Source organism: Herbaspirillum sp. WGmk3 (assembly GCF_023952535.1).
Lineage (GTDB): Bacteria > Pseudomonadota > Gammaproteobacteria > Burkholderiales > Burkholderiaceae_D > Herbaspirillum > Herbaspirillum huttiense.
The window spans coordinates 1,285,619-1,297,414 of sequence record NZ_JAKYWT010000001.1 but is presented as its reverse complement, the minus strand read 5'-3'; the positions used below and the strand labels follow the sequence as shown (position 1 = coordinate 1,297,414).

The following is an 11,796-nucleotide window of genomic DNA, read 5'->3' as shown; positions in this document are numbered from 1 at the left end:
TGTGCCCAAGGTGTTCGTCTATGGTTCGCTCAAGCGCGGGCAATCCAATGCGTTCATGATGGACGGTGCGCAGTTCGTGGCCCCGGCTCGCAGCGTGCAGTGCTGGCGGCTGGTGGCCTTGCCGCATTATCCGGCGCTGGTGTGGGAGCAGGGACCGTGCCGCATCGCCGGTGAAGTCTGGGAAGTGCCCGACACCATGATGGCGCAGCTGGACCGCTTTGAGGAAGTGCCGGTGCTCTACACGCGGCAGGAGATTGAGGTGGAGCTTGAAGCGCCGGACCCTGCGCAGCCGGGCCGCTTGCTGATGGCCCATGCGTATTTCATGCCGGCCGCGCTGGCCGCTGCCGGGCGCGAGCTGCACGAGGGCTGCTGGCCGGCATGAAGAGGGGAGTGACTTATTCGGCCAGCAGCGTTTCGATATCGGAAATCATTTCCTCAGGACGCGTCTGCGGCGCATAGCGCTTGAAGACGGTGCCGTCACGGCGCACCAGGAACTTGGTGAAATTCCATTTGATGGCCTTGCTGCCCAGGAGGCCCGGTGCTTCCTTCTTCAGGTACTGGTAGAGCGGATCGGCCTGGTCGCCATTGACATCGATCTTGGCGAACAGCGGAAAGCTCACGCCGTAATTCTTTTCGCAGAAGGCACCGATTTCCTCGGCATTGCCCGGCTCCTGCGCCCCGAACTGGTTGCAGGGGAAGCCCATCACTTCCAGCCCGCGTGCGTGGAACTGGCGATGGATGGCTTCCAGGCCGTTGTATTGCGGGGTGAAGCCGCACTTGCTGGCGGTATTGACGATGAGCAGCACCTTGCCGCGCAGCTGTTCCAGCGGGAAGGGCGTCTGGTCGGGCAGCTTGGGCTGGAAATCGTAGAGAGTGGTCATGGATCGTTCCTTGAGGCTAGCATCGGTGTGGCCGCCATTCTAAACCGCTGCGGGCGGGCTTGCTCGGGGCCGCCCGTACCGGGGATCAGGCCTGCAGGCCGTGTTCGCGTGCGCTCGCCGCATTGATGCGGCCCTGTTGCACCAGCAGCGACAGGCTCGCCTGCAGTGTCTGCATGCCTTGGGCGGCACCGGCCTGCATGGCCGAAAGCAGTTGCGCACTGCGTCCCTCGCGGATGAGGTTGCGCACCGCCGCCGTGGCCACCAGCACTTCATGGGCCGCCACCCTTGCGGCACCGTCAGCGGCCGGCACCAGGATCTGGGCGACCACGCCCTGCAGTGCCTCGGCCAGCAGGGCGCGCGCGGTGTCCTTCTCGCCTTCGGGGAAGGCATCGATGATGCGATCCACTGCGCGCGCGGCCGAGGCCGCATGCAGTGTGGCCAGCACCAGATGGCCGGTCTCGGCGGCGGTCAGAGCCAGGCGGATGGTCTCCGTATCACGCAGCTCGCCGACCAGCAAGACATCCGGATCCTCGCGCAGCGCCGCCCGCAGGGCCTGCGCGAAGCTGGCGACGTGGGTGCCGATCTCGCGCTGGCTGACCAGGGCGCGGCTGGGCGCGTGCAGGAATTCGATGGTTTTGCTTTTTTAACGGGAAAAGATAAAAACATATCCATTTCCCAAGAGAGTAGTTGGCACTTTGCAACAATTGAGGTAAATAGAGAGATTCCACTTTCACTACATGATTGCAACGCTAGTCAGGGAATTTGGTATTGTTTTGACAATTCCTTGCAATATTTTCTACAGGAAACATGTTTGGGTCAGTTGCTGTAGCGAGTGATCGTAGTTAGCCCCCTCCGCAAACGTTTAAATTTGTTTTAGCCGCCACTTTGTTGATTTGCTCGCGGATTTGACTCTTTCCATTTGACCCACCTTCCATTGCCTGCTCTTGGACAGCTCCTCGGCAGTTTCTCGCCGCTCACTGTATCGGTCGATCAAAAATAGGGAAATATCGCGCGTCAACAACATGAATATGAATAGATCATAGAGAATTTAGTTGATGTCTGCGACATACAATAACAACAGCAATGACCAGTTAGTTAAAGCCACTCGCGCTGTTCCACTGAGACATCGGCCCGTTTTGCATCAAATTCATAGGTTTCGGCTATCCGCTCCAAGCAAGCTGCGGTTCTGGGCCAGTCAAATCTAAGAGCTTCAGCGTCTTTCCGATATCGTGCCACGAGAGTTCGCTCCAATGCTCCTCCGTCATGTGGCATGCGTACAGTTACACCACGGCGGTTGTATACGCCACATTCAAAACCTTCTTCTAGTGATCGGCTTCGGACCAACTCAATCACATCCCGAACTTGCTCCGGTGGCCACGGACTATCTGACTGCTGTTTCGCGGCCGAGAGAATTTCACCAATCTTACTGTCTCCAATCGCAGAACGGCCTGCTTCCGATAGGAGCTTACGTGACTGCTTTACCCACAACTCCAGAGCATTTCGATCTATAGTTCCATGATCATCGGCGCCAGGTACGTGACTCAAATCATGTATTACGTTGTATGCCTGCCCCGCTAGGTCACGCATTTTTTCAGCATCACCAAGTTCAGGTTCGATCACACCACTACCCTCGTCCGGTAGATATATAAGTTTGACAAGGGACACAAAGAATTCCGGATCCCGAGCTAAAGCGCGCTGCAGTATCCGAGTAGAGCGTTGCGAGTAACGTAAAAGTTGAAAATAGATCCACTCTAATTCCACGATATCTCGTTCATCAACGCTCGAATTAACCTCGAGATAATCTAGAAGAATCCCGACGTAATAGCTGAACATTGTTGCAGCATTATCTTCAAGGGGCTGCGTCGCCTTGGCCGCGGCACGCAATACAGTCACGATCAATTGACCATCCGGCTTCATCTGAACACTGTTCGCGATCCAGCTCACCGCATCAATGGCACGGTCCAACTGCAACATACGATCTACGACATAGCTTGCATCAGTTTCTTTGGCAATCAAATGTATAGGTAACGTATGCCAATATTTATCGCTAAAGTCTTTTCCACGAGCCTCAATCTCTTCCCAAATTATTTTGTTAGCAGGAAGCGCTTGTACGATACGCAGTTCGGCCGCTTCGTCCCAATTCTGCGCCACAGCTTGCTTCCAAATTGCCCGAATCCACGAATCGCCTTCGGGTTGAGCTCTGAATTTAAGCATATACATAATACCCAAGCCGACTTCCACATCCGTCGAGTCAGAAGCTTCGAGGCCCCGTTTCATCATCGCCTGCTTCTGATTGTCAGAAAGGCTTGAACTGGCTATAGCTACGCCAAACGCCCGCTGCATTGTTATCGTGCGTGCAAAGGAGAACAATTCATCCTCCGACAGGACTGCCAGTAGTTGCTCTGCCGCGTCGCACTGTGCCCTCTCTAGCTCAGCTTGTTGTTCGCTCCAATCGATGTCCGGCTTCAGCTCCGCCGCCCCCGGGCGAAATAGCCAGCGAACACGCTCGCGTATCCCAGTTGGCTGAAGGATCTCAAAGACCTCGTCGAGTGGTTTCAGGGCGTCTTCCCCCATTGCCCATTGCGCGTCATGGAAAGCCCTGTGTTTTGCTAACAGTGAGCGTAGTTCATCGCGCATAATTTCAACTTGCTCAGGATCCGCCAGTTTTTTGGCGACGCGCGTCAATTGATCGACAGCTATCGCGCGCCAAGAAGCGTCGAAGCTAGGCCAAAGATCGAGTAGCGCTAGCCAGCGCTTATTATCTTCTCCTGCATGCTCAAGCAGTCGTTTCCCAATAGCATTAGCGGACGCGGCAATAGCTGGCAAGGTAATCTCTTCCGGTTCAGCTGGAGTGAAATCGCGCCACTTAGGCTTTGCCGAAGGATGTTGGACATCATGAAAACGTGGTGCCAATGCAAGTAGTAAAGTCCAGCCGACATTCGGATGCGTAAGTATTACGGTATCGATTACCTTTAGCCGCTCTGCTGGTTTTGCGTAAGTTTGTGGAGACCAAATGGTAAAAATTCGTTTCAGCGATGCAAATGGCCGGTTACTCCATTTACCGCCAGGATCTATTTCATGCAAGCGCGCTAGCAGCAGCGCGCACTTCGGAAGATGGGTCGGACTCCGAGCTAGTATTTCTAACGCCCATAGCAAGCCCGACAAATATTCGGTTCGTTGAAACATTCTTTCTTCACTGCGGAACAGCGAATTAATTGGCGGGTTGTCCCCCTCAAGACTGGCTTCTATCGCGTCTAGAAATTCACGAGGCGCAGCCTCTGCAAGATTTTCGAAGTCACGAGAAAGTGACCACCAAATTGAGGCGTCTGCATTATCAAAGATTTTTCGGATGGCACGATCAACGGACATTCCGATATTGGAAATCAGCGTCGCTCGTTCTGGATAGATCGCCATCACAATCATTGTTTCCGTTAATCCGGAACGGATTGCTGGTGAAGGTTGAGCCTCAAATTCGTTCTCCCCTTCGTAATACATGCTCTTCTGCTCGCGTGAAAAGCGAGGGTCGACGGCGGTAAGCACCGCATTGAAAGTAGTTTCGAACCTAGCGAACTGGCTTGGGGTAACCTGCCCACCGATCTGAGTCCAAAGATCTCGAAGCGATACAATTTTCCAGAGTTCCCCCGAACGGATGAGGGGGCCGCCAATAGCGGTTAGCGGCGCCAATACTTCCTCGACCTGAGCGTACGGACACCCCGCTAGATCGCTGATAACCTGCTGATCCTGCACCGAAGTTCCAACCCAAGCTCCTGCGAACATGGCAGCTATAAGTTCAGCTGGCGCACTTTCCGCCCAAGCCAATCGGCGATGTGGAACAGCCGGCATCAATCGGCGTAATACCGTAATACTTCGCCCAGAAGCACGCGAGTAATGACGTGCTAGCTCTTCGCTAATGCCGGCTCGTACGAGGGCCATTTGAAGATCAAATTTCCACGGTCTACGTAAGATCCGAAGCCCGATTTGATTTGAAACACCCGGACCGTACGCGGCGAAAACATGATGGCCGTCATCAACTAGGCGTTGTGCGAGGCCCGGTTCAGGATCAGTGAGAACGACTATTAATTGGGTACCTAACCCTACAAGCTCTCTTGCCGTGTCATCGTTGTCCACTACCACGCAACGACTATAATGTGATAGGCGATAATTCTCCGGCAAAGAGCTAATTGCTGCGAAAAGAAAAGATCGCGCCTCATCTGGAGCGTCTGCTTGCATTGAGAGCAGTTTCGCAGGCTCTCGTAGCCACTTCAACACGGCGATTTGGTCGTCATCTCGCCCAGTTAGGAGAACGTCCTCTGTCAGTGGTACTTGAGTTGCACCAATCCACTCAGACCATACTTCCTCTAGATTGCGCAGCCCCGCCGGACGGCGGCCGATTTTGACAGACAACCACTGAGCTACTGCAGGACACACCTCGAGCCAATGAGTGAGATCGTCACTGTCGATCACAATTACATCACGCCATATGCCGAGCGCCTTTTTTTCGGTCAGCCAGCTAGTTTTCCCGCTAAATCGCTGTGGAGTTACAAAGACGAAGGCAGTTTGTGTAGGATCTAAACCAAGTGGATCTTTGGTGCGTTTCTTGAAATCAGTCTCGGCTTTTGTCCGAATGGAGGTGCGCTGCGCGCCGATCTCCCAGCATGAATTTCCGCTTGGCACGTAACTCACGCCACTATTAGCCTTACAAATGCCGTCCCATCCGCCCTGCTGAACGCTTTCGTCTGAAGGGAAGAGTATCTCGGCTGACGGCCCCACCGTCGCATAGATCAGGCGGCGAAGCAGCTCCGGCATGGAGCTCTGCCCATCTCGACGCTCTGCCCACTGGGAAAGATCCGTCGCGTTCACCCAGCGCATGATGCCCCCAGCTCTAGCGGAGGGATTGGGTACGAGTCTGGATTTTTCTACAACACCTCCAGCGACGAATTTAAGCCCCTCCGCTTCAAGTGCCTCCCGAACAGCCTGTGCATTATTTGCCGTCGGGGTACGAACTCCACGCTCAAAATCGGCAAGTGTGGAGGTTGCAATGCGGGCTTTAGCAGCGAGTTCTTGCTGGGACCATGCCAAAAGTGCACGAGCCGCCTTCACCTGCTCAGGAAGTAGTAAGTCAGTCATCGAGCACCCGATGTCATATAAAAAATATGACATCATAATAATTAGCTGATTTTGGGTTGTCAATTTTCTTTATGAGCACATCGCACAAGCTTTCTTGCGGGCAATCTTTCTAGGAGTGTTGCATCGGCACGGACGGAGGAAGATGACATAATTGCAAGAGCGCGACTTGGTGAGGCGCGGCACGCGATATCACCTACATCCGAATAGCATCCGGCTTTGTCTACCTGGCCGTTGTTTCGGATGCTTGCAGCCGCAAGGTAATCGGCTACGCTTTATCTAAGCGGATCGACACGCCTTTGGCACTGGCCGCGCTGACGGTCGCTTACAGAATTCGCAGGCCGGCGCCTGGTAACTGTATTCACAATACGGATCGTGGGTGCCAATATGCCAGTGCCTTATACCGGGATTCTTTGGGGGAATTTGGTCTGATAGGGTCGATGAGTGCGCCAGCCAATCCATATCACAACGCGCAGGCGGAGCGCTTCATGAAGACGCTTAAGGTCGAAGAGGTTTGTCTGGCCGGATATGAGAAATTCGATGACGTGGCAGTGAGACTGCCGTACTTCATCGAAGAGACTTACAACGAACGGCGTATGCACTCGGCGCTGGGCTATCAATCACCTAACCAGTTCGAAGTACACCTTGCTCGGCAAGCGGCTTAGTTTCTCGATCAACCTTGGTCCAGCCCGACGGGTTCACTCCAAAAGCGATTCAGTTTTTTTAAACAGAGAGGCTGCTTATTCGCAATGACGCCTTGGGATATAGTCAGAATGTGCGCATATCTAGGAATAGTCGCGCATATCATGGAATTTCACACATGAAAGATCCAATCACACGAAAAAAATCTCCTGAAATATCAGTCTGATCGCAGATTGCCTCTTTCTTCGAGAGCTTCCCTCAAATATGAGGTCAATTTTTTCAAATCTTCCTTCGTAAGCTTCGCGGCTAAGAGGATAAATTCGGCCAATTGTTCATTTGGCTCGAAAAGGTAACTGAGCGGCACATCCAAGGCCTTCGCTAAGCGGAGGGAGGTTCCCTGATCAGGTATATGAACTCCCCGCTCGTACTGATTGACCCTCGGGCTTGCAGAATATTCATCTATACCAGCCGACACTCCCAAACCAAATTGGGTGAGACCAGCAGCCTGCCTAGCACTCTTAAGCCGCCGTGGGAAAACGCCAGAAGTGTCTTTTTTCGAACTCATCCTAAGAGTGTCTTAGGATGCTATTGACGTTGTACTAAGAGTTACTTAGTATCCATTCTTCCTTTCTTCCATGAAGAACATAGAGCGTCCTGATTTTCCTGTGAATCTCAGTTAGCCGTGTTGTCTGATTACTGTAACCAATGAACGTCTGTGATATTCGGCCACTTTCAACTTACATCGGAGTTGGCGGTGCCTCTAAGAAAGTTAAAGCCATCTCCATGAAGGTCGATGGTAGTTTGACGGTGGAGTGGCGTCGAGCACCTGGAAACCGACACAATCGCAATATCCCGCTGCGAGGAAGTGAGCCAATAGAGCAATTTGCGCATTGGGCAAAATTACTAATCGACACATGGTCTCACGACCTGGAGCATTATCTATTTGAATCTGACATGGCTACTACGCAGCAGATCATTGGCAATGCGGTAACAGGATTTGCAATTCATCCATCCTTGCCTGCTACCGAGCTTTGAGCACTATTGCCATTGACGTCGATGGAGTCCTGCTGAACTATAGCGCCGCGTACGCTATTGCTTGGCAGCGTGCATTCGGTGTCCTCCCATATCTACAAAATCCTGATGCCTATTGGCCCAGAGAGCGGTGGCGAGTCGAACATCTTACCGGCCCCAGATTGGAGTACTTTCGGTCACATTTCGATGAATCATTTTGGAGTTCTCTGCCGGCCTATGACGGCGCAATCGATGCATGTTTTCGATTAAGGAATGCAGGATTCAATCTGGTCTGTGTGAGCGCCATAGATCCCTGCTTTAGACAAGCCCGTGAAAAAAATCTATATGAACTAGGTTTTCCTATTGAGCGAATATTCTGCACCGAGGGAATTGATGGCCCAGTTAGTCCAAAAGCTATAGCGCTGACTGAAATAGCACCTGTAGCTTTCGTTGACGATTATTTGCCCTTCATGCGGGGAATTCCATCGCAGATTCATACTGCCTTAATTTTACGTGATTCTTCAGGCAGCCCAAATGTCGGTGACGATCTAGGTCTAGTGGATTCTAAGCATGCGTGTTTTGCCGAATTTGCTGATTGGTGGTTAGCACGTCGCATCTATCTACAGAGATAGCTAATGTGGCTGACATTGATGCCGCCATCGACTACGGCCTCACCATTTAATATAGACATCAAAATCTCAATCTGGACGCTGCTCTTTCAGGGCCTGATCAGATTCAAATTTCCGGATTCACGTGAATAAGACACTATCGCCTCGCTATCTGGAGATATGGCTTCATAGTGTTCATGTTGGTTGGCTCTGTGAGCTTGAGGGAACTAGTAGATTCATTGCCACCGAGGACTATCTAGATGACAGGCATCGAGCCACCTTATCAGCGTCTATCATAATGCCTGGTGGTGACGCGCTTTCTCGTAGCTCAGTAGATAGTCATACGGATCCACCTCTATATCGCGAACGTAAGCAGATGCCTCCGTTTTTTGCAGGGTTAATGTCCGAGGGGACATTGCGCTTAAGGCTGGCAGCAACGCGAAGGGAGGATAAGGACAAAGATGACTTTGGAATATTGGCCGCTGCAGGTCAAGACTTGCCGGGAGCGATAATCGCAGTTCCGGCAGATCTCTCCAAGCTCCCGCCATCCCTATCAAAGATGGAAATAGGTGGCTACTCCAAAGTATGGGCCCCGATCGCTCCGGAGGGGGCTATTGCCGGAGGAGCCTTGCTTTCTGGGGTTCAAGATAAGCTTGCGCTTTTCTACTCTCACGACGACCAGCTTTACCGAACACCTCAGACAGGAGAACTTTCGAACGTTGTCGCGAAGTTACCAAAGGTTGAAGACGACTCCCAGGTAAGAAACGAGTATCTGTGCATGACATTGGCTCGATTAGCAGAAATAAACGTCGCCCAATGCCGACTAGTTCCCATGAGCGAAATAGTCGGATTGCCTGATTTAGTCCGGCAACTTGGACCGAATACACATTTCCTTGCAGTGGACCGTTTTGATCGTAGCCCGGAAGGACCAGTGCATATCGAAGATGCTTGTCAATTCCTTGGAATGTTGCCTGGTCAGAAGTATGCAGGTGTCAGAAAATTTGTTTTGTTCCTTCAGATGCTAAATCGACTCGGCACAAAAGGTATCTCCGATATTCAGCAGTTCTTTATGCGTCAGGCCGTCAACACGCTCATTGGAAATTCTGACGCGCATTTGAAAAACCACAGCGTTCTATATCGACACGAAATCTTTCCAGAACTCTCTCCGGCCTACGACATTGTTTGCTTATCCGCACTTCCAAATTTCAGGTCGCTACACACTAACGTTGCAATAGACAAGTTTCAACGCGAGGAAACTTTAGATTTATATTGTGCCGTAGCTCAAGAGGCCGGAATCGCTCAATTGGCTGTGAAGGTGGCGGTAAAGCGCGCAGTGGAATTGGCGCTCGATCGCTGGCCCACTGCACTTCAAACTTCGGATGTTCCAGATAGGATCAGAAATGAGATTCTCTGCCGCTTGCGCACATTGCCTTTGGCTGTCAGCCTCAATTAACCATAGGCGGGACTGACGGGATCTGTGAATTTCGGAGATGAGGTAACTGCATATTTCGAAGTCTGGTGGACCCAGTTCGGCCTGAGTTGAACACTCGAATGGGCCTGTACATAATTTTGTGTAAACGGACTATTGGCAGGAAACTGTCGCCTTGTCCAGAGCCACAATGAGCAAAAAGAAACACGACGTACCAGAAGAATTACTGGCTGGATTGCTAGCCAATTACAAGAATCCCGAAGATTTAATAGATGAAGAAGGCCTGTTGAAGCATCTCACCAAGCTGGTGGTGGAGCGAGCCCTGGAAGCCGAACTGAGCGAGCACCTGGGCCATGAGAAGCACGGGAGCGTAGCCAATGAGTCGGGCAATACCCGAAACGGCAAGAGTCGCAAGACGCTCAAGGGCGAATTTGGCGAGTTGCCAATCGAAGTTCCTCGGGACCGTCATGGCAGCTTCGAACCGAAGCTGGTAACCTAGCATCAGACGCGCTGGGCCGGCTTCGACGACAAGATTATTTCGCTGTATGCCCGTGGCATGACAGTAAGAGAGATTCAGGCGCACCTGGAAGAGATGTATGGAACCGAGGTGTCACCCAGCCTGATTTCATCGGTCACTGACGCCGTTGTCGATGAAGTCAAAGCCTGGCAAGCCAGGCCATTGAATCCAATTTATCCCATCGTTTATTTGGACTGCATCCATGTCAAAGTGCGTGAAGGAACGGTGCGAGTAAAAGCCGTCTACCTAGCCATCGGCATCACCATGGACGGTGAGAAGGAGGTGTTGGGACTGTGGCTAGCGCAAACGGAAGGCGCCAAGTTCTGGCTGCAGGTTGTCACTGAGCTGCGTAATCGGGGTGTGCAAGATATCTTCATCGCTTGCGTTGACGGCTTGAAGGGCTTCCCGGATGCCATCGAAGCTGTGTTCCCGAAGACCACGGTGCAGCTGTGTATCGTCCACATGGTCCGGCACAGCTTGAATTACGTCTCATGGAAACGACGTCCGGAGGTGGCGGCTGACCTACGATTGATTTACCAGTCGGTAACCGCCGAAGAGGCCGAACTCCGACTCGGTGAATTCGAAGAGAAATGGGATGCAGAGTATCTGCCTATCGGCCAATCCTGGCGGCGCAACTGGCCCCGTCTGATTCCGTTCTTCGACTTCCCACCAGAGATTCGAAAGGTCATCTATACGACCAATGCCATCGCGTCGGTCAACATGAGTTTGCGCAAGCTGACTAAGAACCGGGACTCGTTCCCCAGCGATGAGGCGCTGATTAAACTCTTCTTCCTGGCCCTGTGCAACATCAGTAAAAAGTGGACGCTGCCCATCCGAGATTGGAAAGCTGCACTGACTCGGTTTACTATCCAGTTCGGTGAACGTATCTCTATGAATTAAACGAAATCCCGTTTACACAAAAATTCGGACACGCCCTCTTAGTATAACGTCAATAGCATCCTAAGACTCTCTTAGGATGAGTTCAAGAAAAGACACTTCTGACATTTTCCCGCGGCGGCTTAAGAGCGCTAGGAAGGCTGCTGGTCTCACCCAATTTGGTTTGGGAGTGTTGGCTGGTATAGATGAATATTCTGCAAGCCCGAGGATCAATCAGTACGAGCGGGGAGTTCATATACCTGATCAGGGAACCTCCCTCCGCTTAGCGAAGGCCTTGGATGTCCCGCTCAGTTACCTTTTCGAGCCAAATGAACAATTGGCCGAATTTGTCCTCTTAGCTGCGAGACTTACGAAGGATGATTTGAAAAAATTGACCTCATATTTGAGGGAAGCTCTCGGAGAAAGATGCGATCTGCGATCAGACTGATATTTCAGGAGGTTTTTGTTCCCATGATTGGATTTTTCACATGTGAAATTCCATGATATGCGTGACTATTCCTAGATATGCGCACGCTCCGACTCTATCCCAAGGCGTCATTAAGCATAAAAGCCTATCTGTTCTATTGTCGCATTTCCGAATACCTTCCTAGCCCAGGCCGAGGAGTTCATTTCAGGATTGTGATCAAGTCTCCGCCCACCGTTGTCAATGTGTTTCCCTTCACCTGTCCGGGGCCAGTCCCGCCAGGG

Annotated in this window: 9 protein-coding genes and 2 pseudogenes; 6 read left to right on the top strand and 5 right to left on the bottom strand. The window is 51.9% G+C overall.

Translation table 11 applies throughout. The features are described from left to right. The first annotated feature begins 1 nt into the window (after window position 1). Window positions 2–382, top strand: a complete 381-nt coding sequence (locus MKD49_RS05650) for a gamma-glutamylcyclotransferase (protein ID WP_252695713.1) — start codon at window positions 2–4, stop codon at window positions 380–382. 13 nt (window positions 383–395) lie between these two features. On the opposite strand, the gene MKD49_RS05645 is transcribed toward MKD49_RS05650, so the two are convergent. Together MKD49_RS05645 and MKD49_RS05640 are read right to left on the bottom strand one after the other, a co-directional pair. Then, window positions 396–881: a glutathione peroxidase gene (locus MKD49_RS05645; RefSeq protein ID WP_252695712.1), complete on the bottom strand. Its 486-nt coding sequence runs from the start codon at window positions 879–881 to the stop codon at window positions 396–398. A gap of 85 nt (window positions 882–966) precedes the next feature. Then, complete coding sequence (locus MKD49_RS05640) at window positions 967–1,464, bottom strand: type IV pilus twitching motility protein PilT (protein ID WP_371925440.1); 498 nt, start codon at window positions 1,462–1,464, stop codon at window positions 967–969. Here MKD49_RS05640 and MKD49_RS05635 point away from each other — a divergent pair. After that, a complete protein-coding gene (locus MKD49_RS05635; protein ID WP_252695711.1) occupies window positions 1,453–1,710 on the top strand; it encodes a hypothetical protein in 258 nt (85 codons plus the stop codon). The two genes, MKD49_RS05640 and MKD49_RS05635, sit on opposite strands and share 12 nt — an antisense overlap. Before the next feature lie 114 nt (window positions 1,711–1,824). Here MKD49_RS05635 and MKD49_RS05630 read toward each other — a convergent pair. Further along, a pseudogene (locus tag MKD49_RS05630) lies at window positions 1,825–1,911 on the bottom strand (arsenical resistance protein ArsH); the annotation flags it as partial. Window positions 1,912–1,976: 65 nt separating this feature from the next. After that, window positions 1,977–6,071, bottom strand: coding sequence for a helix-turn-helix transcriptional regulator (locus tag MKD49_RS05625; protein WP_252695710.1), 4,095 nt, complete (start codon window positions 6,069–6,071; stop codon window positions 1,977–1,979). A 125-nt stretch (window positions 6,072–6,196) separates the two neighbouring features. On the opposite strand from MKD49_RS05625, the gene MKD49_RS26565 reads away from it, so the two are divergent. Then, complete coding sequence (locus MKD49_RS26565) at window positions 6,197–6,670, top strand: transposase (RefSeq protein WP_371925439.1); 474 nt, start codon at window positions 6,197–6,199, stop codon at window positions 6,668–6,670. A 194-nt stretch (window positions 6,671–6,864) separates the two neighbouring features. Here the strand turns inward: MKD49_RS26565 and MKD49_RS05615 are convergent, their stop codons facing one another. Next, complete coding sequence (locus MKD49_RS05615) at window positions 6,865–7,212, bottom strand: helix-turn-helix domain-containing protein (protein ID WP_252695708.1); 348 nt, start codon at window positions 7,210–7,212, stop codon at window positions 6,865–6,867. A 1,199-nt stretch (window positions 7,213–8,411) separates the two neighbouring features. On the opposite strand from MKD49_RS05615, the gene MKD49_RS05605 reads away from it, so the two are divergent. The 3 genes and pseudogenes from MKD49_RS05605 to MKD49_RS05595 all read left to right on the top strand — a co-directional run bounded on the left by MKD49_RS05605 (window position 8,412) and on the right by MKD49_RS05595 (window position 11,536). Beyond that, a complete protein-coding gene (locus MKD49_RS05605) occupies window positions 8,412–9,719 on the top strand; it encodes a HipA domain-containing protein (RefSeq protein WP_252695706.1) in 1,308 nt (435 codons plus the stop codon). A gap of 166 nt (window positions 9,720–9,885) precedes the next feature. Then, window positions 9,886–11,112: pseudogene (locus MKD49_RS05600) on the top strand (IS256 family transposase). Between the two features lie 76 nt (window positions 11,113–11,188). Then, entirely contained in the window at window positions 11,189–11,536 is a 348-nt protein-coding gene (locus tag MKD49_RS05595) for a helix-turn-helix domain-containing protein (protein WP_252695705.1), read from the top strand. The last annotated feature ends 260 nt before the right edge of the window (window positions 11,537–11,796 follow it).

Bases quoted from the DNA above. Each gene is read 5' to 3' on its own strand.
- MKD49_RS05645 (WP_252695712.1), bottom strand. From the start codon at position 881: ATGACCACTCTCTACGATTTCCAGCCCAAGCTGCCCGACCAGACGCCC.
- MKD49_RS05615 (WP_252695708.1), bottom strand. From the start codon at position 7,212: ATGAGTTCGAAAAAAGACACTTCTGGCGTTTTCCCACGGCGGCTTAAG.
- MKD49_RS05595 (WP_252695705.1), top strand. From the start codon at position 11,189: ATGAGTTCAAGAAAAGACACTTCTGACATTTTCCCGCGGCGGCTTAAG.